Genomic DNA, 24,073 nt, shown 5'->3' with positions numbered 1-24,073 from the left:
CTCAGCGGTATGAGCTCGTCCGCATTGTCGGCGCTTCCCCTTTTTGGGCTTCTTCGGCGCGGACGGCGGTCAGGTAGGCGAGGGCGGCCATGGACAGGGTGATGTGGCGGTACCAGGCCCGGTAGAGCCGTACCTGGTAGTGGTCCAGGCCGCACTCGCCCTTCGCGGTCTGGAAGCACTCCTCCACCGCCCACCTGGCCGCAGCCACCTTGACCAGGTCTTTCAGTCGGGTGGCGACCGGTCCGTAGCAGACGTAGTAGGCCAGTTCGCTCGGGTCGCTGACGCTGCGACGGGTCAGGACCCAGTGCCCGAACCCGTTCTCCCAGGTCTCGCGGACAGCGACCCTGGCCCAGTCGTAGATCCGCTCGCCGTGTGCGCCCCGGCCCCCCGACAGGCGCTTCCACGCCTGCCGGGGCAGGTCGGCGATCAGTTGGTCCACTTGCGCGGCCCTGCCGTGGGCGGTGGTCACGATGTCGTTGACCTTCGTGGCCAGCACGTGCGCCACCGATCGTTCCTCCAGCCAGGCGCGCAGGTGCCTCACCTGCCCGAACGCCTCGTCGGCGGTGACCCATGCGAAGGGGATGCCGGCGTCGATGGCGCGCTGCAGCATCCACTTGAAGTGCTCGTTCTTGGTCGCGAAGGGGACCTCGTCCCCGATCCCCGCGGCCCGGCAGCGTGCGCGGTCATCAGTCCACGAGACGGGGACGTAGAGCTCGCGGTCGATCAACGCCCGCCCCCTGCTCGAGGCATAGGCCAGGAACGTCCCGATCTGGCTGTTCTCGGTGCGGCCCGCGGTTCCGGTGTACTGGCGCTGGACGCCTGCGGACTTCGTGCCCTTCTTCAGGAATCCGGTGTCGTCGCCGATCAGCACGGCGTCCCTGGCGCCGATGCTCTCCACAACGAAGCCGCGCACGTCATCGCGCACCGCATCCGCGTCCCACTCGGAGTGGTTGAGCAACCGCTGGACGCCGTCGGGACGGTCATGTCCCTCCGAGTGGTGTAGCCGATCATGCAGCCCGGCGGGCTGGATCTTGGGTACGCGCGACAGCCCGGACGGCTCGGGGCCGGTTCCCCGCTGGTGGCGGGGGTCTGACGGTCCGATGGGGCATCAGACCGCCTGCGACCTGCCGATTCGGACCTCAAGATCGGCTACACCACTCGGTGGGACACCATCGTCGGGACGCACCTGCCCGACCTGCTCGGCCACCGTCCAGCCGTTCTTCCGCTCCAGGGGCGCGAGCAACCCGTTCAGGTAGTCCAACGCCCGCTCGCGGGGCTCCGACCTACCGAAATGACGGGCGAACCGGGCATGAAACCCGGCTATCCCCTCGGACCACGACTCGACCTGCTCAACCGTCAACTCATTGGCACACAGTCAGACCAACGAGCACCCACGCTCAAAGTCACGCCCAGATGCGGTTGCAGTATTAGACCGACCGGCAAATGGATCACTTGAGGCGACGGGTGGTTGGGCGTCCGTCCCAGCGATAGCGGCTCGCCGCTCGGCGGATCAGCATGCGGAGCGTGACGAGTGCGGCGGCGAGGTAGAGGTAGAAGTCCACGACGCTGCCGCTCTTCTCCGTGCAGCGCCGGAGCTTGCCGTAGGCGTTCATCCATGAGTGGGTGCGCTCGACCACCCAGCGCTTTCCGGCCTGGATCGGTGCCGGCACACCCTTGCGTGCGATCTCGGATGTGAACCCCAACTCGGCTATCAGTGCGCGGGACTTGGCGCTGTCGTAGCCACGGTCGAGGTTGACGTTGACCGCTTCCGGTAGCGCGCCAACCTGCTCCTTCGCCGCTTCCAGGGTCGGTCCGAGCAGGGGCGAGTCGTGCCGGTTGGCCCCGTCGGACACGATCCCGAGCGGAACACCGCAAGCGTCGGAGGCGACGGAGCGCTTCAATCCCTGCTTTCCCCGGTCGACCGGCGATCGCCCCGCCTTGTCTCCGCCGGACGGGGCCTTGGTGATGCAGCCGTCCACCGAGATCTTACTCAGCCCGAGACCGATCATGCGGTCGTACGCCTCCCGGGCCAGGGCGTGCACCTGTTCAGCGATCCCGAGTCCGGCCCACTCCTTGACGCGGCGTCGGATCGTACGGTCGGAGCATCCGGGCGTGGCGATCCGCTCGTAGCCCGAGCCGTGGACCAGCGCGAGCACGATGTGCTCGAAGACCGTCCGGTCCGGGACCCGGCGTCGGTGACAGCCCAGCGGATGGTCCGCGGCGAACTCGCCACGGGCGGGCAGGAGCGCAGCGAACTGGTCCCAGAGGGGTTCGAGCAGGCAAGATGGCAACGCGGGCACGGCCGTCCTTCGTGATCACTGAGCGTAGAGAACATCCCAATGCCGTTGTCAACCAGCCGCCGTGACTGCCGGTATTGCTTGGTAGCACGCTCCGTCGCGGAGCATCGCCCACAGCACGTTCACCCGTCGTCGCGCGAGCGCGATCAGGGCCTGCTTGTGCCCCTTGCCCTCGGCGCGCTTTCGGTCGTAGAAGATCCGCGAAGCCGCGCAGGATTTCAGGCTGGCCATCGAGGAGAGGTAGAAGACCCTCAGCAAGCCGCGGTGGTAGCGGCGGGGGCGGTGCAGGTTGCCGCTGACCCGTCCGGAGTCCCGGGGAGCTGGGGCCACGCCTCCGTAGCCGGCCAGGCGGTCGGCGCTGGCGAAGGCATCCATGTCACCGCCGGTGGCCGCAAGGAACTCGGCCCCGAGCTGGCTGCCCATCCCGGGCAGGCTGCGGATCACCTCGGCGTGCGGGTGCTCGCGGAACCTCGCCTCGGTGAGGGCGTCGAGCTCGGCGATCTCCTCGTCCAGGGCCATCACAGCCTTGGCCATCCGGATCACCATCGCGGCGGCGAGCTTCTCGCCGGGCAGTGCGGTCTGCTGGGCCTGGGCCGCCTCCAGCACGGTCTTCGCCAACGACTCGGAGCTGCGGACCTTGCGGTTGCGCAGCCAGGACTCGATGCGCTTGGCCCCGGTGCGGCGGATGGCGGCCGGGGTCTGGTAGCCGGTCAGCAGGACGATCGGACCCTTGTTCGTCAGGTCCAGTGCGCGTTCCAATGCGGGAAAGTATTCCAGCAGTTGGGCACGCAGCCGGTTGATCTGGCGAGTGCGGTCGCTGACCAGGTCGGTGCGGCGGGTGGTGAGGATGCGCAGGTCGACCGCTATCGGGTCGCCGGGCCGCAGCCGGCCCAGGTCGCGGCGCATGCGGGCCTGGTCGGCGATGACGAAGGCGTCCTTCGCGTCGGTCTTTCCCTCGCCGCGGTAGGTGCCCGTGGCACGGTGGACGGCCAGACCGGTGAGGTAGGCCATCGGCTGGTCGTGGTTGAGCAGCAGGCCGATCAGTAGCGCGGCGCCGCCGTGGTTGATGTCCACCGCCCACAGCACATCCCCGTCGATGCCCAGGACGTCGCGGATCAACTCCAGCAGAGCCGGCTCGTCGTTCAGGACACGACGCGACAGCAGCCGCTCGCCCCGCTCGTTGAGCACCACGCAGTGGTGATGCTCCTTGCCGATGTCCACTCCGGCCCAGACCTGCGGCACAGCTACCTCCGTCAGCTTGTCGTCAACAAATCCCGCAGACGACCTCGCCGACGTAGTCCTACAGAGCGATCAAGTCGCACATCCCAATTGGCGGTCGGGTCGTCGCGGGGCTCCGGGCGGCCATGTTCTCTGAGCCATCCGATCGGCTCCTCCATGACAGCCATACCCAGAGCCCCCGGGCCCACCGATCTTACGAGTGACCAGTTCGAACCCTCTTGAAAAGTAGGACTCCATGATCACCTGGACCCGTGCCCGCACTGCATCCACCCCACCCGATCACTCGACAGCGACTGCCTATTGCCGGTCGGTCTTAACGGCGTTGTCCAGCAGACTCGACACGGCGATGGCCAAGAGCTCGAGATTGCCGCGCAACGGCGCGGCGCCCAGCGTCGCCTCCACCCGCAGCTGCCGCTCACGGCAGCGGACGGAGATCCGGTCCATCGCCTCGGCAACGATGTCGGCCAAGTCGTCCTCCTGCGGATCGATGACCCGCTGCTCGGAGCGGGCGAGGGTGAGCAGGGCGTCGATCAACCGCTGGGCCCGCGCGGTGGAATCGGCGACATCGGCTGCCATGCTGCGCCACTGGCCCTGGTCCGGCTCCGGTTTGGCCAGCGTGACCTCGACGGCGGCCCGGGTCAGCGCCAGGGGGGTGCGCAGCTCATGGCTCGCGTTGGCGACGAAGCGGCGCTGGGCGGCGAAGGCGGCGTCCAGGCGCTCCAGCATCCGGTCGAAGGTGTCGCCGAGTTCCTTCAGCTCGTCCGGAGGCCCGGTCAGGTTCAGCCGCCGGTGCAGCGTGGTCCGGCCGGCCCCGCGTGCCGCTTCGGTGATGGCGGCGATCGGCCGCAGCAGTCGGCCGGCCACCCACCAGCCCACCAGCGCGGAGGTCGCCACGACCGCGACCAGGAGCACCAGCGCGACCTGGAGCAGGTGGGAGGCGGCGGCGTCGCGGATCTGGTCGCTCAGTCCGACGAAGTGGCCGTGGTCCGGATCCAGGCTGCTCGGGATCTGGTCATCGGGCAGGGGCTGGAAGATGAAGTGGTAGAACGCGGTGGTCAGACCCAGGACCAGGACGCCGCCGCCCACCGTGAACAGCGCCGCGAAGGTCAGGGTCAGCCGGGCCCGGATCGTCAGCGCAGGCCCGCGCAGAGCCCTCACGCGCTGATCCGGTAGCCGGCGCCGACCACGGTCTGCACCAGCTCGGGCGGCCCCAGTTTACGGCGCAGCCGGTTCACCGTCACCCGCACGGTGTTGGTGAACGGATCGGCGTGCTCGTCCCAGGCCCGCTCCAGCAACTGCTCCTGGCTGAGCACCGCCCCGTCGGCGGCCAGCAGGATCTGCAGCACCGTGAACTCCTTGGCCGTCAGCGCCACCAGCCGCCCGTCGCGATGCACGGTTCGACGCAGCGTGTCCATGGTCAGGTCGCCGGACGTCAGCACGGCCGCATGCGAGCGGCCCCGGCGACCCAGGGCCTGGATCCGCAGGGTAAGTTCGGCGAAGGAGAACGGCTTGCCCAGGTAGTCGTCAGCACCCGAGGACAGCCCGTCGATCCGGTCATCAAGGCCGGACAACGCGGTCAGCATCAGCACCATCGGCGCCCCGGACACCCCGGTCAGCTCCCGGCAGACCTGGTCCCCGCTGCGCCCGGGCAGGTCGCGGTCCAGCACCAGGACGTCGTAGCCGCAGGTGGCGGCGATCTTGGCCAGGGCCTGGGCGCCGTCGTGGCAGACGTCCACCGCCATGCCCTGGTCGCGCAGTCCCTCGGCGATCCGCGCCGCCAGCCGTACCTCGTCCTCCACTACCAGGATCCTCATGATCCCCATCCTTGCTGACGCCCGGCGGCAGAAGCCGCGACCAGGGCGGTTCTGACGCGTGATGGACCGGGCCACGCCATCGGGTCCTTCCCGTCGGGAACAGGTGCCGAGTTGGTGGTCACCGGTCTGCATCCGGTGCCGGTTCGGCAGCCCCCTGTCGTGGTCGCCATCGCCTGGGGGGCCATTGGGCAGGCGACTGGCTGAGCCCGTGCAGCAACCGGCCCAGCGCCGGGAGCAGGAAGGAGGCGAGCGCCGCGGCCAGGAGCCATCCGCCGAGGACGTCGGTGGGCCAGTGCACTCGCAGATACACCCGGTCGACCCCGACGCCCAGCGCCCACAGACCCGGCACGGCCACAGCGACGATGCGCACCACCGGGGAGCGGAACCGGGCCAGCAGGGCGGCTGCCAGGGCGATGGCGATCAGTGCCGATGCGGTGGTGTGCCCGGACGGGAACGCATAGCCGGAAGCCGAGGCCGCCCAGTCCTCCCGGGGCGGACGGGCGCGGCCGATCACCGTGGACAGGGAGATCCGCAGTGCCTCCGCCAATGCCAGTGCGACCACTCCCACCAGTGCGCCGCGCCACCACCAGAGCCGGCTGCCGGTCGCCGCGGCCCCCGTGAGTGCCGCCAGGGCGTAGGCGGGAGCTCCGGTGCCGGTGTCCGCCAGGGCGACCCCGGCATCGGTCAGCGCGCTGCTGCGGTGGACGAGCGCCCAGTGGTGCAGCGCACGGTCGAGGCCGAACGGCCTTCCGCCGTGGGCGAGCACGGCGACCGCCAGTGCTGCCAGCAGGGCCGCTGCGAGCAGTCCCACCATGATCCGTGCACCCGGCGCACTGCGCCGGGCTCGCTCGCTCGATGCCATGCCCCCATTGTCTACTCCGTTGTAGACAATAAGACCGACCGGGCCAGATAAGGTATGCCTAAGCTAAGTCGGCCGATCTGAAGGACTATCCATGTGGGACGACGCATTCCCGAGCTTCCTGATCGGGCTCAGAGAGGGCCTTGAGGCCGGCCTCGTCGTCTCCATCCTGGTCGCCACCCTGGTCAGGAGCGGGCAGAAGTCCCGCCTGCCGGCGCTGTGGACCGGAGTGCTGGCCGCGATCGCGCTGTCGCTCAGCTTCGGCGCGGTGCTCACCTTCACCGCCCGTAGTCTTTCCGCCACCGCCCAGGAGGCGTTCGGCGGCACACTGAGCGCGATCGCGGTCGCCTTCGTCACGGCCATGGTCTTCTGGATGCGGAGCAACGCCCGCAACCTGTCCGGGGAGTTGAAGGAGAAGGTCGGAGCCGCGCTGGCCGTCGGCTCCGGCATGCTCGTCCTCACCAGTTTCCTCGCCGTCGGGCGCGAGGGCCTTGAGACGGCGCTGTTCATCTGGACCACCGCGCAGACAGCGGGGGAGTCCACCGGCCCGCTGATCGGCGCGGCCCTGGGACTGGTCCTGGCCGCGGTGCTCTGCTTGGCGCTCTACCGGCGGGTCCGGAAGATCAACCTGACCCGCTTCTTCACCTGGACCGGCGCCGGGCTGATCGTGATCGCCGCCGGAGTGCTCGGCTACGGCCTGCGCGACCTCCAGGAGGGCGGCGTCCTGCCCGGCGTCCACGCCTTCGCCGTCGACCTCAGCGGCAGCATCGACGCCAACTCCTGGTACGCCACCCTGATCCAGGGCGTCTTCAACCTGACGACCCAAAGGACCTGGCTTCAGATCACCGCCTACGTGGTCTACCTGGCCGCGGTGATGGCCCTGTTCCTGCGCGGGGTCCGCGCACCCAAGGCCGAGCCGGCCGCCGAGCCGCATGCAGCAGCCCCTGCCCCGATGACCACACCGCACGAGTCCCGGGGCAGGCGACGCCGCTGGCTGGTACCCGTCGCCGTGGTGGCCGTGCCCGCCGCTGTCGCCGGTACGGTGATCGCCGCAGGCGGCGGGAAACCTGCGGCCGCCGCGACAGTGAGCGTCTCGCCCACCGCCTGCGGCACGGGCTTCACCGCGCCCAAGCTGGGCCAGCAGACCTTCCAGATGCACAACACCGGCAACGCCACCTCCGAGGTCTACCTCATCGACCCGGCCAGCAACGCCGTCTTCGGCGAGATCGAAGGCCTGGCACCCGGCACCACCCGCGCCCTGACCGCCACCATCGGCAGCGGCAGCTACGCCTGGCGCTGCGTACCCACCGGCGGCACCGCCGTCACCTCCGCAGCCGTCACCGTCACCGGCAGGGGAGCCGCCGCCAAGCCCGTGCTGCCGCTCGCCGCAGCCGACCTCGACGCACCGCTGGCCGCCTACAAGGCCTACGTCGAGACGGGCCTGGCCGTGCTGGTCACCGACACGGACAAGCTCAAGGCCGACCTGCACAGCGGCAGCCTGGCCCAGGCCAGGACCGACTGGCTCACCGCGCACCTGCAGTACTCCTCGCTGGGCGCCGCCTACGGGACCTTCGCCGACTTCGACCAGAAGATCAACGGACGCGCCGACGGACTACCCGACGGCGTCCACGACAAGGACTTCACCGGCTTCCACCGCCTGGAATACGGCCTGTGGCACAGCGAACCGGCCACCAGCCTGGCCCCGGTCGCCGACACGCTCTCCGCCGATACGGCCGGACTGCGCAAGGCCTTCCCGACCCAGGACTTCGACCCCACCAACCTGCCGCTGCGCACCCACGAGATCCTCGAGAACACCCTCCAGTTCGAACTGACCGCGGACACCGACCAGGGCAGCGGCACCAACCTGGCCACCGCCGGGGCCAACCTGGCCGGCACAAAGGAACTGCTCTCGGCACTGCGCCCCCTGATCATCCAGCGCAACCCGGCCCTGATCAGCACCGTAGACGCCGACAGCGACCGGCTCTCGATACTGCTGAACACCCAGCACCGGGGCAGCACCTGGACCCCCGTGGAGCAACTGGCCCCCGCCACCCACGCCGCGATCAACGGCGCCACCGGTCAACTCCTGGAAGACCTCGCCCCCGTCCCCGACCTCCTTGAGATCCGGAAGTCCGCCTGATGACTGATCAGCACCAGCCCTCGACGCTTTCGACGGGCAGCTGCCCCTTCGGATTCGGTTCCGCCACCGCGGCCGGGACCTCACGCCGCACCGTGGTCAAGTCCGCGCTCGGCGCGGGAGCAGCCGGAGCGGCGATAGCGACTGGCGCACTCACCCTCGGCGGCGGCTCCGCCTCGGCCGCCACCGCACAGGCATCGGCCGCGCCCGGCAACGGCTCAGTGGCCTTCCACGGGATCCACCAAGCCGGGATCACCACCCCCGCCCCGGGCTTCGCCGCCTTCCTCGCCCTGGACGTCATCGCCACCGACCGGGCAGACCTCCAGAAGCTGCTGCTAACCCTCACCGAGCGGATCCGCTTCCTGACCTCCGGCGGCACCCCACCCGACCTGGGCGTCGGCGCACCCCCGTCCGACAACGGCATCCTGGGCCCGGTCGTGCCCACCGACAGCCTGACCGTCACGGTCGGCGCAGGCGCATCCCTGTTCGACGACCGCTTCGGACTCGCTGCGCGAAAGCCACGCCGGCTCACCCCGATGAAGACGTTCCCCAACGACAACCTCCAGGCCGCACAGTCGCACGGCGACCTCTCGCTGCAGATCTGCGCCGACCGCCAGGACACCGTGCTGCACGCCCTGCGCGACATCGCCAAGCACACCCGCGGCCAGATGCAGATCAAGTGGCGCATCGACGGCTTCCAGAACACCCCGCGCCCCACCGGGGCCCAACGCAACCTGCTCGGGTTCAAGGACGGCATCACCAACCCCGACACCACCTCCGCCCGCGAGATGGACAAACTCGTGTGGGTGGACGCGGGCGGCGGCGAGCCCGCCTGGGCCACCGGCGGCACCTACCAGGTGATCCGGATCATCCGGATGCTGGTGGAGTTCTGGGACCGGGTCTCGCTCACCGAGCAGGAGAAGATGTTCGGCCGCCGCAAGGACACCGGCGCCCCTCTGGACGGCGCCAACGAGACCGACATCCCCGACTACACCAAGGACCCCCAGGGCAACGCGATCCCGCTGGACGCCCACATCCGCATCGCCAACCCGCGCACCGCCAGGACCGACGACTCCCGCATCCTGCGCCGGGGCTTCAACTACGACCGCGGCATCGATACGGTCGGCAACCTCGACATGGGCCTGGCCTTCTGCTGCTACCAGCAGGACGTCAAGCGCCAGTTCGAAGCCGTGCAGACCCGCCTGATCGACGAACCGCTGGTCGACTACATCTCCCCGACCGGCGGCGGCTACTTCTACGTCCTGCCCGGCGTCACCGACGACGCGGACTGGCTGGGAAGCGGACTGTTCACCGCCTAACGGCCACTGCCACGACGGCCACCAGGACCGCTGGACGCAGTGTCAGCCCTCGTCGTGGTGCGGGAGGTAGACGGTCAGGGCGTGGCGTGCCTTGTCGAGGATCAGGGTCTCGGCGGCGGGGTCTATCTCTCCGTCGCGGGCGTAGTGCTCGGTGTCGTGGATGCCGTCGATACGCAGTTGGGAGACGGCGGCGGCCTGGTAGACCCGGGACCGGGCCAGGGTGCCGGTGAGGAAGGCCGCCACCAGCCGGGTACGGGCCATGGGATGGCTGCCGTCGACCACGCGGATGTCGAGGGTTCCGTCGTCCAGGCTGCGGCGGAAGCTGGGGGCGAAGCCGGGCGGGTCGTAGCGTCCGTTGCCCGCGAACAGCAGCCACAGGCTGCGCTCCTTGCCGTCGATGACCGCGCGGGTGGGCCTGCCCTGGGCCAGCACCCGGACCAGTCCCACGCCCAGGGCGGGCCATTTGCCGAGGTACTTCTGCAGCGACTCGCGGGCGTGCACCAGTTCGGGGTAGACCCCGATGCTGAAGGTGTTGAGGAAGTAGGCCGCTTCCGGCTCGCCTTCTGACCTGCCGTTGGTGGCGCCCTTGGGGGTGACCCGTCCCAGGTCCACTGATCCGCCGTGGCCCCCCTGGACGGCGTCGACCGCGTCCTGCAGGGTGAAGATGCCCAGGTCGGCAGCGAAGTGGTTGAGTGTGCCGCCGGGGAAGACCGCCAGCGGGAGCCGGTGCTTGGCCGCGATCAGGGCCGCGGCGTTGATGGTGCCGTCGCCTCCGGCCACGCCCAGCGCGCTGTCGCCGTCGGCTGCTTGGACGTCGGCGGCGGCCTGTTCGAGCAGGGCGAGCAGGTCCTGGTCGCCCTCGCGGATCCGCAGGTCCGCCTGGGGCAGTTGGGCCAGCAGGTCCGTCTCCACGCTGTCGGCGCTGCCCGAGGAACTGTTGACCACCACGACCAGCCCGCGGCCCTCGGGCAGGGCCGGCACCTGGACCCGGGCCCGGGCCGCGGCTGCGGGGGCGTCGTCGCGCAGCGGCCACCACCGCAGCGTGAGCGCGGCCATGCCGACGCCCAGTGCTGCTCCGGCGAGCACGTCGCTGGGGTAGTGGGCTCCGGTGTAGACGCGCGAACCCGCCACCGCCGCTGCCAGCGGAATCGCGGCTGCGCCCAGCCAGGGTGACTCCAAGGCCACAGCGGTGGCGAAAGCTGCTGCCGAGGCGGCGTGCCCGGAGGGGAAGGAGGTGGTGATCGGCGGATGGAGCAGTCGGCGTGCGATCGGTACAGCGGTGGTGACGGGGCGTCGGCGGCCGGCCAGCTGCTTGGCGACGACGTTGGCGGCGGTGGACGCCAGGGCGAGGGAGCCGATGCCGCGCATGGCGGCGCGGCGCGCGCTCCGGTTGCGCGAGAGCCCGAGCGCGGCGGCCCCGGCCACCCAGAGCATTCCGTGGTTGGCGCTCCGTCCCAGGCGCGGCAGGACCGGGTCCAGTCCGCGGGGATGCGCGGCGGCCACGCGGTCGAACAGGCGTACGTCGAGGTTCTGGAGTCGTCCCATGAGGGCCGGATACCCCCATCCGGTACGAACACGCGGTCGAGGGAGCAAGCCGCACCGTCAGTGATGGTCCGTCTCCATCATTTTACGACGAAGCGTCAAACATGGCGTGTGGAACGGTTTTCGGTCAGAGGACTGGGGCAGCCGGAGTGGCAGGAGGCACACATGGACTGGACACTGTCCGGCAGACGTCACAGCCGCACCCGCCGTACCGGCAACTCCCGGAGCCGCGGCTCCCGCCAGCGCGCCACGCGCACCGGGAAGAGCGGCAGTTGGGGCGCCCGGCGGGTGGCCGGGGCCGGGGCGATCAGCGGCCTGGCCCGGGCCGGGTTCATCGCCCGCGGCGTGGTCTACCTCGTCATCGGGATCCTGGCGCTCCTGGTCGGGCTCGGCTACGGACGCCACGACCTGGACCGTGCGGGAGCCCTGGTCGCGATCGCCGGCGAGCCCTTCGGGGTCCTGTTGCTCTGGCTGCTGGTCATCGGCTTCGTCGGCCTGGCCCTGTGGCGCGCGGTGCGCGCCACCGTCTCCGCCGAGAGCGGTGGCCACCGTCTCCTGGACGCCGTCCGCGCCGTCATTTACGCCATCGGCGCCTGGAGTATCTACCAGTTCCTCGCCCACAGCCGCACCCCCACCACCTCCGACGACACCGCCCACGACGTCAGCGCCCGGCTGCTGCAGTCGGACGACGGACGCGTCCTGATGGTCGTGCTGTCACTGGTCGCCATCGTCGTCGGCATCGCCATCGTCGCCCACGCCGTCAGTAAGCGCTTCGCCGAACGGCTCCGCACCGGCTGGATGACCTACCGCACCCGGAACCTCGTGCTGCGCCTGGGCCAGGCCGGTCACATCGCCCGCGGTGTGATCATCGCCGCTGTCGGCTTCTTCGCCCTCAAAGCCGCGCTGTCGGACACCCCGAGCAAGGCCAAGGGCCTGGACGCCACCCTGCGCTCCTTCGCCCAGACCTCGTTCGGTCCGCTGGTGCTGATCCTGGTGGCGCTGGGCCTGATCGCGTTCGGGCTGTTCTCCTTCGCCGAGGCCCGCTGGCGCCGCACCCTGGGCGGCGTCCCCCGCTGACGCCCGCGGCCGCAACCACACGAGACGTGCTTCCCAGGTCAACCGGCGGATAGCCGGACGCCCCTGGTCCTTGCCGGCCTTGTCTGCGGAAGCCGGCCGCGCAGAGCCGAACCCCCGTGACCCGTCAGGAACAGTGCCACCTCCGCCCCCACACTCACCTTGGCGACGGTGGTGGCCTTACCCATTGCTGCGATCCTTCGAGGATGCGTCGAACTCTCATGTTCACCGCGGTCGGGCTCCTACTCGCACTGGCCGGCTGCACTTCGTCCCAGGCTGGTCCGCGCAGTGGGTTGCCGGTGGTGACCGGTAGCGCGGCGATCGCTGCCGCGGCCCAGAACTCCGCCTACGTCACCACCGCCCAGGCCAACGCACCGGACCTGGTCAACATGCTCGACCCGGCCTCCATAGTTGCGGCCGGGCGCCAGTTCTGCGCAGCTCTGAGCGCGGGCGACCCCATGGCAAAAGCCATTGCCGGCCTTGCGGCCACCTACGGCACCAAGGACGCAGATGTCCTGGCGGGCACTGCTGCCGATCTCTACTGCACCCGCCAGGACGTGACCGTGGACGCGCTGATCAAGATCCCCGGCCCGTAGAGCCGTTACCCCTGGGCACGGTCAGTTCTGCCCGCCGGGGCCCGGCAGTCATCATCGCCCTGGTCTTGCAACTCGTCGAGTGGACGGGGCATCCGAGAAGGCAGCTGGAAGACCGGGCATCGTCGCCGACCTGCGACAACCGGGCAGTAGTTCTTTCAACCCCATTGGGTCTGATCGGTGTCCGAACGAGGACGGACATCGGGCGCCTGCTCAGGGGACGGGCAGCCTGGGATGGCACCGGATTGCGTATCTGGCCGACAGTCTGGACATTCACTCACCGCACGGCAAAACGATCACTTCCTGCCTGCTGACCGTCTGAACCACGCAGGCACACCTGGTCAATACTCCTCCCGTCAACTCAGCGACCACCACCGCCCCATCGACGCGGCGTGTTCAAGGAGTTGGCCAGTGAAGGACGCGCTGTTCGATGAACGTTCCCCCGGAACGGCAGCGGAACGGTCTTCGCTGCGCTCATGGATGAGTGAGTACTGCTGGCCCGCTTCGACCTGCTGGTGAAGGTCGGTGGCCGCATCCCACGCGGTGGCACTGGAGAGCAGAAGTACCGAGGCCAGGACTGTCGCGGCAACGACGGGGCGGCGCAGATCGCCTCGTGCCGATGCTGCCGGACTGTCGTTCAGCAGGGCGGCCACCCGGCGCGGTACCGGCCCCGCCGCCATGCCGAGCGTGGCGCCGGCTCCTGCGGTCGCCTCGCGCCGGTGGGCCAGCGTGGCCATGGCTGCCCGGCCGACCGCCTGGGCGACGAGACGCCGGTCGCCGAGCCTGTCGGCGGCGGCCTCGTCCGCCCAGCGCTCCACGCTGTAGGCCACACCGTCGCGCAGGGGGCGCAGCAGCGGGTGGAGGGCGATGGCGAGGTCGGCAAGCAGGACGAAGCGGTGATGGTGGCCCGACAGGTGGGCCCGCTCATGCGCGAGCAGCACGTCGCGCTCATCCTTGGCCAGAGCTCGAAGCATTCCGGCGGTCACGACGATGCGTCCTGGGCTGCCACGTCGCAGGCCTGCGGGCAGCGCATAGGCGTCCGGCCGGGTATCGGGCACCACCACCAGGTCTCCTCCCGCACCGTGGACTGCTACCAGCACGCGGGCTTCGAGGTACTGGCGCCGATGGTGGGCCAGAACCTGGACGGTGCGAAGGGCGGCTGCCACCAGCAGTAGGCCGGCGACCGCGCCGACCGGCCCCACTGCCGGGGGAGCGAGATGACGGGCGACCGGCAGTTCCAGCTGGCCCAGGGCGGCGACCACCGGAAGCTGCAGCAGGGCTGCCAGGGACAGCAGGCCAAGTGCGACGGTGCCAGCTCCAGCCAAGCCGACGCAGGTCGAGGTGAGCAGCCACACGGCCGCTCGTGGCGGGAGCCGGTCCGGCAGCGAGCGAATGCTGGGCAGAGAGAGAAGGGGAGCCAGCAACAGCGGCAATGCCAGGGGCGCCCAGACGGTCAATGTCATGCGGTCCTCCCCTCATCCACGGGCCGGTTTCGCTCGCTCTCGGCCTGGAACAGGCTCCTGAGCGATTCCTCGTCTTCCGGGTTCAGGCCGGAGACGAAGCGGCTGAGCACGGTCTGCCGGTCGGTCTCCCTCTCCAGTTCCGTACGCATCCGCCGGGCAGCGAGCCCTGCCGCATCCTGCGCCTCCTGCGCGGGTGCGTACGCGAAGGCGCGCCCCGCACGGGTGCGGGTGAGCAGGCCCTTGGATTGGAGCCGGGCCAGGATGGTGTTCACCGTGGTACGGGCCAGGTCCCCAGGCAGGGCGTGTTGGACGTCGGCAGGCGTGAGCGGCTGCTCGGCTGCCCAAAGCACGGCCAGGACCCCCGCCTCGAGCTCTCCGTGGTGCCGGCGCTGGGGCTCGGTCATTGCCAAGGTGATCGCCCTTCGTCCCCTGCTGCCGGGGCCCTTGGAGGAGAGTGGTGTCGTCCATCAGAGTGCCACGAGGCGACTACAACAGCGTAGACGGCCTCTCTGAGGATTAGAGCCCGTGCAGATAGGCGGTGTGGGGAGCCCCGGCAGCAAGGCGGGCACAGGTCCCGGCGATCATGGAGTTACGACGCTCTGTGATCACCGGGGAGACCTGTGCCCGTCCTGCCATCATGGCTGACCGACCCGCTCTGGGACCAATTCGCAGCCCTGCTGCCCGAGCGGCCGACAGTCGATCCGACCCATCCGCTGGGGTGCCACCGCCCCCGCATCAGCGACCGGATCGTGTTCGACAAGCTGCTGCAACTGCTGCGGTTCGGCTGCTCCTACGAAGCCATCGCCGACTCGACCTGTTCGGCGACCACTATCCGCAACCGCCGCGACGAGTGGATCCGGCTCGGCGTCTTCGCCCGGTTCAAGCAGATCGCGCTCGAGTCCTACGACCGGATGGTCGGGCTCGTGCTCGACCAGATCGCCATCGACGGCTCCATCACCAAGGCCCCGGTGGCGGCGAGGCCGCCGGACGATCACCGGTCGATCGCGGCAAACAGGGCCTGAAACGCTCGGGAATGACCGATGGCTACGGAATCCCGCTCGGCCGGATCCTCGCCGGCGCGAACCGCCACGACTCCCCACTGCTCGCCCCGACCCTGGACCTGCTGGACGACCTCGGCCCGCTACCCGACGACATCACCGTGCACCTGGACGCCGGCTACGACTCGGACAAGACCCGGAGCGAACTGAGCGCGCGCAAGCTGCACGGCCGCATCGCGCACAAGGGCGAGAAAGCACCGATCCAGGCCAGCCAGCGCTGGCAGGTCGAACGCACACACGCCTGGCAGAACGCCTTCCACCGACTCGCCCGCTGCTACGAACGCCGCACCCACGTCATCAACGCCTTCTTCGACCTCGCCGACACCGTCATAACCGTCCGTAGCCTGATCCGACAGGCATGGACCACCCACCGCTGGGACGATCGCCCGAACCACCGCCCATGAGCACACGCCTATCTGCGCGGGCTCTTATTCACGTCCTCCCGGCTGCCCCATCGGCCGGGAGGACGGCGCGGGCCTTCTACGACCGTCTCGCGCGCTGGCGCCTGTGGGTTCGGTCGGCATCCCCGGTGGCTGGAAGGAAGGAAACACAGGCTTGCGCTGGTGCAGCATCCGATCGAACAGAACCAGGCGAGAACATGAACGTCTACAAGACTGTAGACGATTAGCGTGGTGTTACGGTTCCGGCGGTCGGCCGCCGCAGCCGTTGAAGTACATGCGTGAGTCGCCTACGGAGCACTCGACTGGTGCGCCGTCGCATCAACAAGGGCTCCGGGTGACCCGCCGGGCTCGCACCGCTGCTGAGACCAGGCCGGCTGCAGAAGGCGGGAGCGGCCCACCGCCGGCCGAGGACGCGACCCGCCTCGCAGCCTGCTCTCCGCGTCCACGGTGCCCGTCAACATAGTGCAGGTTCGGTTGCGGCCCACTCAGTGGTCAGTGCGGCGGTGAGGATCTGCGTGTCGCCGGTGTGGGTATCGGTCCAGACCGGATGGATTGTCCTGCCCGCGGCGGCAATACCTTGGTAGTTGCCGAGCCAGCGGGTGCTGCCGGTATTGACGGCCTGGATGGGATCGAAGGACTGGGTGGTCACGCGGCGTGGCGGACCGAAGGCGACGCGCCCGGGCACGGAGAGAAAGAGAAGGACGTCCATGCGGGCTTCAGCGATGGACAGCGCGTAGACCGATACAGCGATCCGCCCCATCTTGTCGACAGCGAGCTGGGGCTGCAGGAAGACGGTCTGCCGGCTCGTGGCCACGGATACTGGCGCGCCCCAGGTTCGGCCGTGGTCGGCGGAAGCACACAGAAGGATCTGCGAGGCCCCGGTGGCGTCGTTCCAATCGGTTATCGCAGCGACGACCACTGCGCCTTGAGGCGCGGCGGCGATCGCCGGACCGCTTTTGGCGGTCACCGGTCTCAGGTCGGGTGCCGTGCTGCTGACCTGGACCAGTGCTGTCGGGGCTCCGAAGCTGCGGCCCTGGTCGGTGGACGACAAGGCCCGTACGGTGATGTCGCCGGAGGCATCGGCGACAAGGTACACGAGACTCAAGCAGCCGTCGGCCCCGGCGGCGGCTACCGGGGACGCGGCCTGTGCTCCGGCGTCCGGGTCGAGGTGACGGGGTTTCTCAAAGGTGTATCCGCTGTCGTGGGAACGAGTGAGCACCACCCCGTCGTCCGATGTGCCGTAGAGCCTGGCAGCTACGTAGAGGCAGGGTGGCGAAGAGGCAGGTGTCTGGTCGATCGCGAGGGAGGGGTGGTCGGTCAGGCCACCGTCGCCCGGGATCGCGGTGGCCGGCGGTCGGAAGCTGCGGCCGCCGTCGCCTGTGGTCCAGAGGTGGGTGTCGCCGCGTCGCCTTGCTCCCTTCGCTGCTATGCCGCAGACGAACCCTCGGCCCTGTGCGTCGAAGGCCGCGGTTGCGTTGCCGTCCGCGTCCGGGACTACGCCGGGCAACATGCCGGTGCCGGACCAGGTGGCGCCTGCGTCGAAGGACGCGTAGGCGGCGATGCCGATCAAAGGCCCCTCGAAGACCCGGCATGCTGCGAGTAGGTTGTTCGGGTTCCGCGGGTTCACCGCCAGGGACGGCTCGATGTGCGCGGTGAATTGGTCGCTGGTGACCTGTTGGTTCGTCGGCACTCGAGGGGAAGCCGGCGCTCTCGCAATGCTGTCATCGTCTGTCATATGGACCACTCCGATCGCTGACAGGGCCATGAGCACCCGGCGCGGCACGACGGGATCGAGCCCATGACTATGCCTTCCGTGGAAGAGAACAATGCCATCCCCCAGGTACGGTCTCGATCCTGCTAGGACGGGCATGGGAGCGCAGTCCGCCTGAAGTCTCGGTCGACCCTGACGTCTCCCCTAGGGTGGATCGGCGGGACGGGGATTCACCCTGCGTGGTCGAGGGCGCCGACACCTGCTCCCTTCTTCAAGATCCGGAACACCTCCTGTCCTCGAGAGGCTCGTCATCGGATTCCGTTGCTGATTCATCCGGGGTGGACTGCGCCGGGTCGTCCGACCGGATGACCCTCCGGGCGCCCAAGACACCTCGGTCGGAGGACTCGGGGAGGGGAGGCGGCTTCCTAGGCTGGAGCGGTAGTCGGAGAACTTCTGGAGGACGCATGATCAGGGCCGAGGGTTTGACCAAACGGTATGGGGACAAGCTGGCCGTCGACGGGTTGTCGTTCACCGTCGAGCCGGGAGTCATCACCGGCTTCCTGGGCCCCAACGGTGCGGGCAAGTCGACGACGATGCGGATGATCATGGGGCTGGACTCTCCCACATCCGGATCGGTCACCGTGAACGGCAAGCCGTTCGCTGAGCACCGGCGTCCGTTGGCTGAGGTCGGAGCGCTCCTTGAAGCGAAGGCGGTGCACACCGGCCGTTCGGCGCGCAGTCATCTGCTGGCGATGGCGGCAACGGCGGGAATCTCGGCCAGGCGGGTCGACGAGGTGATCGGGATGGTGGGACTGGGCGATGTCGCCGGTCGCCGGGCCGGCGCGTTCTCCCTGGGCATGGGCCAGCGCCTCGGCATCGCCTCGGCACTGCTGGCGGATCCGCAGACGCTGATCCTCGACGAGCCGGTCAACGGGCTGGACCCGGACGGGGTGCGGTGGATCCGCAACCTGCTCAAGGGCCTGGCCGACGAGGGCCGCACCATCTTCCTGTCCTCGCACCTGATGAGCGAGATGGCGCTGACCGCGGACCACATCATCCTGGTGGGCAAGGGCAGGCTGCTGCGGGACCAGTCGATGGCGGACTTCATCGCCGGCGCGTCCGCTGACATCGTCACGGTCCGCTCCCCCCAGACGGGGCAGCTCGCCGGGCTACTGGCCGGTCCCGAGGTGACCGTGCGCGACATCGCGGCGCAGACGCTGGAGGTGGAGGGCCTGACCAGCGACCACATCGGCAGGACCGCCGCGGCAGCCGGAATTGTCCTCCTGGAGCTGGCCCCCCATGCTGCGTCCCTGGAAGAGGCGTACATGGCCCTGACCGACGAATCGGTCGACTACCGTTCCACCGTCGAGTTCACCGAGGACGCCGCATGAGCACTACCACTGAGGTTGGCACTGCTCTGCGCAGCGCCGCCACCCGCGTCGACAGCCAGCCGGTCTCCCTCGCCAGGGCGGTGAAGTCCGAGTGGATCAAGTGGCGCAGTCTGCGCTCGACCTGGGCCGTTCTGGGCGCGGCCGTGGTCGGGATGCTGGCCATCGGGCTGGTCATCGGCTTCAACACGCGCCACCTGACCGGGAACCAGGACTCCAATGACCTGGCCGCCTCTGCGCCGCTCCAGGGCTACTTCCTGGGACAGCTGCTGATCGGGGCCCTGGGCGTGCTCTTCGTGTCCAGCGAGTTCAGCACCGGCATGATCCGTTCGACCTTCGCCGCTGTCCCCAAGCGCATCCCGGTGCTCTGGGCCAAGCTGACGGTGTTCTTCGTGATCACCGCAGTAGTGATGACCATCGTCACCGTCGTGACCTTCCTCATCTCGCAGGCCGTGATCAGCCAGTCCCGTCCGGGGTTCTCCCTTTCCGACCCGGGAGTGTGGCGGTACGTACTGGGCACCAGCCTCTATATGGTCCTGGCCGGGGTCATCGGCGGAATGATCGCCTGGATGGTGCGCTCCACCCCCGGCTCACTGGTCAGCTTCTTCGCCCTGATCTTCGTCGTGCCCCAGCTCTTCAGCCTGTTCGGCTCGGCCGGCAAGCACATCGCACAGTTCTTCCCCTCACAGGCCGGAGAGGCGTTCACGGTCGCTCAGCCCGAGGCACCCCATCTGTCCCCGGGAGCCGGCGTCCTCGTACTGTGCGCCTGGGCAGCTGTCGCCACCATCGCGGCAGCGGTCACCCTGCGCCGCCGCGACGCCTGAGTGAGACGCTGAACCCATGTCCGCCAACCGCAGCAGCACCTGGCCAGCAGCACGTCCGCTTGTAGCGGATGTCCTGCTGGCCTGCGGCGTCGCTCTGGTGGCGACGCTGGCCGACCTCAACGGCCCCGACTACCGCAACGCCTCCGCACCGTACTGGGACATGGCGCTGGCAGCGCCGCTTGCCCTGCGCCGTCGCGCCCCGGCGACCGCCGCAGCTCTGGTCGCAGCGGTCTGCCTCGCGACATGGCTGGTCGATGTGGTGGCCTTCGCCGCCGTCCCGGCGGTGCTGATCATGCTCTACTCCCTCGGCGTCTGGGAGCAGCGCCGCTGGCTGCTCGCGGCAGCCCTGGTCGTAGCCGAGACCGGCGTCGTCATGGCGGCCCTGCGGTGGACACCGGACGGCCGCCAGTGGCTGACCGGACTAATGGCGACCGGGACGGTCACCGCCGCCCTGGTCATCGGCCTGTACGTCCGCACCCGGCGGGCCTATCTTGCCTCGATGATCGAGCGAGCCGAGACCGCGGAACGCGACCGCGACCACCGGGCCCGGATCGCGGTGGCCGAGGAGCGCACCCGGATGGCCCGCGAGATGCACGACGTCATCGCCCACAGCCTGGCCGTCATGATCACCCTCAATGACGCCGCCGCCGCCACGGCTCCCGAGGGGCCCGTGCGCGAGACTGTCACCCAGGCCTCGGAGGTCGGGCGCCAGGCCTTGACCGAGATGCAACGCATCCTCGGCGTCCTGCGCGGCGCCGGATCAGCGGACCTCGTGCCCCAGCCCGGCATCGCGCAACTGACGGACCTGATCGCCATCGCCCGCTCGGCCGGCCTCACGGTGGAACTCTCGGTTTCCGGCGAACCGGGCCAACTGGCGCCGACCACCCAGCTCAACATCTACCGCATCGTCCAGGAGAGCCTGACCAACGTGCTCAAACACAGCCGCGACGTCCGACGCGTCATCGTCACCCTCGCCCACCGCGAGGACCGCGTCCGGATCCAGGTCACCAACGACGGCGAACCCGCCACACCGCCGCACGAGGCGGCCACCGGGCACGGACTGGCGGGGATGCGCGAACGCGCCGCCCTCTACCAGGGCCGGTTCCACGCGGGCCCGACCCGCGGCGGCGGCTGGGAAGTCCTCGCCGACCTCGCCGTGAACGACCCGGCAGGTGCCGCATGACCATCCGGGTACTGCTGGCCGACGACCAGGACCTGCTGCGCCGCGGCTTCAAGATGATCATCGATGCGCAGGCCGACATGGAGGCGGTGGGAGAGGCGGCGAACGGCGCTCAGGCCATTGCCCAAGCGGCAGCGCTGCGGCCGGACGTCGTCCTGATGGACGTTCGCATGCCCGGAACGAACGGGATCGAGGCGACGCGCCACATAGCCGCTCACCTGCCGGATGTGAAGGTGCTGATCCTGACCACCTTCGACATCGATGAGTATGCCTTCACCGGCCTGCACGCAGGAGCCAGCGGCTTCCTGCTCAAGAATGCCCGGACCGAGGAACTCATCGCGGGCATCCGCACGGTCGCCGCGGGCGACGCGATCCTGGCACCCAGTACAACCCGCCGCCTGCTGGACACCTACGCCGGGACCTTCCACGGCACTGGTTCGAGTACGCCCGCGAAGGACGCCCTCGCCCCCTTGACCCAGCGCGAGCGGCAGGTATTCACAGAAATGGCAGCCGGCCGCACCAACCAGGAGATCGCCGATCGACTTGTCCTGTCGGAGACCACTGTCAAGACCCATGTCGCCAGGGTCCTGGCCAAACTGCAGCTGCGCGACCGGATCCAGGCAGTCATCTTTGCCTACGAGAGCGGACTCACCCCACCGGGCCGCTGAGCAGCCGCCCCGCTGGATGTCAGATATGGAATGCGGTAGACGGTCGACAGCCTGTCGACGAGGGGCTTCTTCTGATCCAGGCGCAAAATCCTTCCACAACGTGCTGTCCGGCTCACCTCCGCCTGCGCGGAGAGGACCTCCCCAACGCGCACCGCGACACCGTCCAAGCCGGTTCACCGCCGCCTCCGCAGGGCACTCAGCCGCTGGATGCTGGAACCAGCCCCCGGTTTTACGTGGGCACCCTGTCCGCCAAGGTTCGCGCGGAACTGTGGGCCGTCGCCGTCGCCTCCGTCGGCACCAGAGCCGCAGTCCTCATCAGCCCCGCTGCCAACGAGCAGCACAACACCATCCAGACCGCCGGCGAACGCCGCCGCACAGTCGAGGACCTGAGTCCAGCCCGCGCACGTGCCATCCGCGCAGGCGGAGGTGAACAGTCCACGTGTATCCCCGCAGTGCCCGGACGACATCTGGCATGGAGCCGGTAGCAGGACCTGCGCAGGCCCGCACAGTGGAACTGTGCGGGCCTGCGGCTTGCTGCGCGGGTGCGGTCAGACGCCGCGGGTGCTGTTGCCGTAGTAGGTGCCGACCTGCTGGTGGTAGTCGGCGTCACCGGTGTGCTTGTCCTTGTCGAACTCCGGGGAGTTCTTGATCTCTTCCTTGGTGCGGCCGACCTGGACGGTCTGGTTGTCGGCGTCGACGGAGGTGATGGTGCCGGCGGGGAGCAGGACGTGCTTGCCGAAGATCCACGGTCCGGTGTCGACGACGATGTACTGGGCGTCCACGTCGGCGGAGTGCTTGTCGACCTTGCCGATGTGGCCGTCGGTCGCCTCGACCTTGTACCCGCTCAGGTCGGTGCCGGCCTGGTAGCCGGAGTTCTCCTGGTAGCCCCACACGCCGTTCTCCACGGAAACACCCTTCGCCGACAGGTGAGCTAACACCCGGTATGGACTGAAACAGCAGCATTGCTGCCTCGGTGAACCTCCTGTCCCGCTCTGGCGTTCTCACGCCTTCCCGGTGCGAACCGATTGCCCCTCGCCGACGCGGTGCTTGATGGGGCTGGCCACCGGCCGGGGCCGTTCCGTTCCCTGCCTGGCAGGCTGCGGCCGGACCAGACTCCGTACACGATCACCCCGTGGGTGCGGGGACCGGCATGCCGGGTTCGCTTCCCTGGACATAGTGTGGCCTCACATCCTCACCAGCCGCCCGGTCACCTCCGACCGCGACAGGCCCTCAACAGCCCCCGGAGCCTGGACCATGCCGTCAGCGTTGACCCTCCAGGTACAGCAGCAGGGACCGCGCGCCGTGCTGGCGCTCGCCGGGGAGTTGGACCTGGACGGAGCCGACGTGCTGACCACTACCGCTCTGGACCTGATCGAGCGCGGCCACCGCGACCTGGTCCTGGAGATGGCGCAGGTGTCCTTCTGCGACTCCATGGGCCTGAACGCGCTGCTGCGCGTCCTGCGCCAGGCCGTAGGCGCAGGGGGATCGCTGGTCCTCGTGTCCCCCACGGATCCGGTCAAGCGCCTGCTGTCCATGTGCGGTGTCGACCAGATCATCACAACCGCCGACGGCCCCCAGCCCCCCATCCAGCGCAGCCCCACGCGCCCATGAGCAGAGGTGGCCGCACCCGGCTCAACGCGGAGGCGGACAAGCCATGAGGTTCGGCCCTGCGGAGCCCTGGCGTGGTGGCGCCGCCGCTGGGCGGGCGTTGTCGGATGCGGGATCCTCCATGCTGCGGCGCAGTTGCAGCAGTCCATCGTGGACGCGGGATTTGAAGGTCCCCAGCGGGATGCCCAGCTGTTCGGAGGCTTGCGCGTGGGTGCGGTCCTGGTAGAAGGCCAGTTCCAGCGCCTGGCGCCGGCACGGGGTCAGGCTGTGCAGGCGCCGGCGTACCTCCTGGTGCTCCAGGTGCTGTTCCACCTGTTCCAGGACGCTGTCGTGGGCAGGAGGTTGGTGGCGGCTGGCCTCCTGCAGGTCGCGTCGCACTCCCGCCTGGTGGTGGCGCAGGCGGTCCACCGAGCGCCGATGGGCCATCGTCAGGGTCCAGGCGATGACGCTGCCGCGCTCGGGCCGGTAGCGTGCGGCGGTCTCCCACAGCTGCAGTATCACTTCCTGCGCGACCTCCTCGGCTTGGGCGCGGTCCCGCAGCACCCGCAGCGCCCCTGCCCGCACCAAGGGGAACAGGGCGGCGTAGAGGTCGGTGAAGGCGTCGCGGTCGCCCGTGGCCACGGCGGCCATCTGTGCTTCCAGGCCATGATCCGGATCGGCGTCCCCGGCCCGGTACGGCTGTCGGTCGGTGTCCATCGGCGCAAGCCCACCACACCGGAACCCGTTGGCGCCGCTGACAACGGCGACGCGCCGCAAAGCACGATCAGCACACCGGGCCAGGCCGGCTCTGCGGTCCGACGCGCCATTGCATCTGTGCGGCACCCCACCGTTGCCGGGGGGTCGAACAAAACCCCGGCCGCCCGTTACCGGTGGGTGGGCAGCGCACCGCCTCCCTTGG

Annotated in this window: 21 protein-coding genes and 3 pseudogenes; 11 read left to right on the top strand and 13 right to left on the bottom strand. The window is 69.4% G+C overall.

The features are described from left to right. Position 1 precedes the first annotated feature (1 nt). From ACXKR8_RS24340 to ACXKR8_RS24310, 7 genes and pseudogenes are all read right to left on the bottom strand, one after another. A pseudogene (locus tag ACXKR8_RS24340) lies at positions 2 to 988 on the bottom strand (IS701 family transposase); the annotation flags it as partial. A gap of 198 nt (positions 989 to 1,186) precedes the next feature. Next, positions 1,187 to 1,360, bottom strand: a pseudogene (locus tag ACXKR8_RS24335) (IS701 family transposase); the annotation flags it as partial. Between the two features lie 88 nt (positions 1,361 to 1,448). Beyond that, entirely contained in the window at positions 1,449 to 2,300 is an 852-nt protein-coding gene (locus tag ACXKR8_RS24330) for an IS5 family transposase (protein ID WP_458266692.1), read from the bottom strand. 48 nt (positions 2,301 to 2,348) lie between these two features. Next, a complete protein-coding gene (locus ACXKR8_RS24325; protein WP_458266618.1) occupies positions 2,349 to 3,539 on the bottom strand; it encodes an IS110 family RNA-guided transposase in 1,191 nt (396 codons plus the stop codon). Between the two features lie 294 nt (positions 3,540 to 3,833). Next, positions 3,834 to 4,694 carry a sensor histidine kinase gene (locus tag ACXKR8_RS24320; protein WP_458266691.1) on the bottom strand — a complete coding sequence of 287 codons (861 nt, stop codon included), beginning with the start codon at positions 4,692 to 4,694 and terminating at the stop codon, positions 3,834 to 3,836. After that, positions 4,691 to 5,350: a response regulator transcription factor gene (locus tag ACXKR8_RS24315; RefSeq protein ID WP_458266690.1), complete on the bottom strand. Its 660-nt coding sequence runs from the start codon at positions 5,348 to 5,350 to the stop codon at positions 4,691 to 4,693. Before ACXKR8_RS24315 ends, ACXKR8_RS24320 begins: the two co-directional genes overlap by 4 nt. Before the next feature lie 118 nt (positions 5,351 to 5,468). Then, positions 5,469 to 6,212: a phosphatase PAP2 family protein gene (locus ACXKR8_RS24310; RefSeq protein WP_458266689.1), complete on the bottom strand. Its 744-nt coding sequence runs from the start codon at positions 6,210 to 6,212 to the stop codon at positions 5,469 to 5,471. A gap of 91 nt (positions 6,213 to 6,303) precedes the next feature. Between ACXKR8_RS24310 and efeU the strand changes: the two genes are divergently transcribed. Then, positions 6,304 to 8,349 (top strand): iron uptake transporter permease EfeU, encoded by a 2,046-nt coding sequence (gene efeU / locus ACXKR8_RS24305; RefSeq protein WP_458266688.1) that lies wholly within the window; start codon positions 6,304 to 6,306, stop codon positions 8,347 to 8,349. Then, positions 8,349 to 9,665 carry an iron uptake transporter deferrochelatase/peroxidase subunit gene (gene efeB, locus ACXKR8_RS24300; RefSeq protein WP_458266687.1) on the top strand — a complete coding sequence of 439 codons (1,317 nt, stop codon included), beginning with the start codon at positions 8,349 to 8,351 and terminating at the stop codon, positions 9,663 to 9,665. The genes efeU and efeB overlap by 1 nt, the downstream gene beginning before the upstream one ends. A 42-nt stretch (positions 9,666 to 9,707) precedes the next feature. Here the strand turns inward: efeB and ACXKR8_RS24295 are convergent, their stop codons facing one another. Next, complete coding sequence (locus tag ACXKR8_RS24295; RefSeq protein ID WP_458266686.1) at positions 9,708 to 11,210, bottom strand: bifunctional phosphatase PAP2/diacylglycerol kinase family protein; 1,503 nt, start codon at positions 11,208 to 11,210, stop codon at positions 9,708 to 9,710. Between the two features lie 162 nt (positions 11,211 to 11,372). Between ACXKR8_RS24295 and ACXKR8_RS24290 the strand changes: the two genes are divergently transcribed. After that, a complete protein-coding gene (locus ACXKR8_RS24290) occupies positions 11,373 to 12,284 on the top strand; it encodes a DUF1206 domain-containing protein (RefSeq protein ID WP_458266685.1) in 912 nt (303 codons plus the stop codon). 203 nt (positions 12,285 to 12,487) lie between these two features. After that, the gene (locus tag ACXKR8_RS24285) at positions 12,488 to 12,877 is read left to right on the top strand and encodes a DUF732 domain-containing protein (protein WP_458266684.1); all 390 of its coding nucleotides are present in this window, start codon (positions 12,488 to 12,490) and stop codon (positions 12,875 to 12,877) included. Between the two features lie 353 nt (positions 12,878 to 13,230). Here ACXKR8_RS24285 and ACXKR8_RS24280 read toward each other — a convergent pair whose 3' ends face one another. Continuing rightward, the gene (locus tag ACXKR8_RS24280; protein ID WP_458266683.1) at positions 13,231 to 14,337 is read right to left on the bottom strand and encodes a M56 family metallopeptidase; all 1,107 of its coding nucleotides are present in this window, start codon (positions 14,335 to 14,337) and stop codon (positions 13,231 to 13,233) included. Further along, the gene (locus ACXKR8_RS24275; RefSeq protein WP_458266682.1) at positions 14,334 to 14,741 is read right to left on the bottom strand and encodes a BlaI/MecI/CopY family transcriptional regulator; all 408 of its coding nucleotides are present in this window, start codon (positions 14,739 to 14,741) and stop codon (positions 14,334 to 14,336) included. Before ACXKR8_RS24275 ends, ACXKR8_RS24280 begins: the two co-directional genes overlap by 4 nt. Before the next feature lie 216 nt (positions 14,742 to 14,957). Between ACXKR8_RS24275 and ACXKR8_RS24270 the strand changes: the two are divergent. Further along, a pseudogene (locus ACXKR8_RS24270) lies at positions 14,958 to 15,799 on the top strand (IS5 family transposase). A 451-nt stretch (positions 15,800 to 16,250) separates the two neighbouring features. Here the strand turns inward: ACXKR8_RS24270 and ACXKR8_RS24265 are convergent. Next, the gene (locus ACXKR8_RS24265) at positions 16,251 to 17,531 is read right to left on the bottom strand and encodes a sialidase family protein (RefSeq protein ID WP_458266680.1); all 1,281 of its coding nucleotides are present in this window, start codon (positions 17,529 to 17,531) and stop codon (positions 16,251 to 16,253) included. A 440-nt stretch (positions 17,532 to 17,971) separates the two neighbouring features. Between ACXKR8_RS24265 and ACXKR8_RS24260 the strand changes: the two genes are divergently transcribed. The 5 genes from ACXKR8_RS24260 to ACXKR8_RS24240 all read left to right on the top strand — a co-directional run bounded on the left by ACXKR8_RS24260 (position 17,972) and on the right by ACXKR8_RS24240 (position 22,052). Beyond that, complete coding sequence (locus tag ACXKR8_RS24260) at positions 17,972 to 18,898, top strand: ABC transporter ATP-binding protein (RefSeq protein WP_458266679.1); 927 nt, start codon at positions 17,972 to 17,974, stop codon at positions 18,896 to 18,898. Further along, positions 18,895 to 19,719, top strand: coding sequence for an ABC transporter permease (locus ACXKR8_RS24255; protein ID WP_458266678.1), 825 nt, complete (start codon positions 18,895 to 18,897; stop codon positions 19,717 to 19,719). Before ACXKR8_RS24260 ends, ACXKR8_RS24255 begins: the two co-directional genes overlap by 4 nt. Before the next feature lie 16 nt (positions 19,720 to 19,735). Next, positions 19,736 to 20,902: a sensor histidine kinase gene (locus ACXKR8_RS24250; RefSeq protein ID WP_458266677.1), complete on the top strand. Its 1,167-nt coding sequence runs from the start codon at positions 19,736 to 19,738 to the stop codon at positions 20,900 to 20,902. Continuing rightward, complete coding sequence (locus tag ACXKR8_RS24245; protein WP_458266676.1) at positions 20,899 to 21,567, top strand: response regulator; 669 nt, start codon at positions 20,899 to 20,901, stop codon at positions 21,565 to 21,567. Before ACXKR8_RS24250 ends, ACXKR8_RS24245 begins: the two co-directional genes overlap by 4 nt. A gap of 233 nt (positions 21,568 to 21,800) precedes the next feature. Next, complete coding sequence (locus ACXKR8_RS24240) at positions 21,801 to 22,052, top strand: type I-E CRISPR-associated endoribonuclease Cas2 (protein ID WP_458266675.1); 252 nt, start codon at positions 21,801 to 21,803, stop codon at positions 22,050 to 22,052. 63 nt (positions 22,053 to 22,115) lie between these two features. Here ACXKR8_RS24240 and ACXKR8_RS24235 read toward each other — a convergent pair whose 3' ends face one another. Continuing rightward, positions 22,116 to 22,472: a PRC-barrel domain-containing protein gene (locus tag ACXKR8_RS24235; protein ID WP_458266674.1), complete on the bottom strand. Its 357-nt coding sequence runs from the start codon at positions 22,470 to 22,472 to the stop codon at positions 22,116 to 22,118. Between the two features lie 361 nt (positions 22,473 to 22,833). On the opposite strand from ACXKR8_RS24235, the gene ACXKR8_RS24230 reads away from it, so the two are divergent. Continuing rightward, on the top strand, positions 22,834 to 23,178 hold the full coding sequence (locus ACXKR8_RS24230; RefSeq protein ID WP_458266673.1) for an STAS domain-containing protein: 345 nt from the start codon (positions 22,834 to 22,836) through the stop codon (positions 23,176 to 23,178). A 21-nt stretch (positions 23,179 to 23,199) separates the two neighbouring features. On the opposite strand, the gene ACXKR8_RS24225 is transcribed toward ACXKR8_RS24230, so the two are convergent. Further along, positions 23,200 to 23,871 (bottom strand): sigma-70 family RNA polymerase sigma factor, encoded by a 672-nt coding sequence (locus ACXKR8_RS24225; protein WP_458266672.1) that lies wholly within the window; start codon positions 23,869 to 23,871, stop codon positions 23,200 to 23,202. Positions 23,872 to 24,073 lie beyond the last annotated feature (202 nt).

The sequence above is a fragment of the Streptacidiphilus sp. PAMC 29251 genome, from assembly GCF_054208735.2.
The sequence above is the reverse complement of the archived record's forward strand: the minus strand, read 5'-3'. Positions and strand labels throughout refer to the sequence as shown.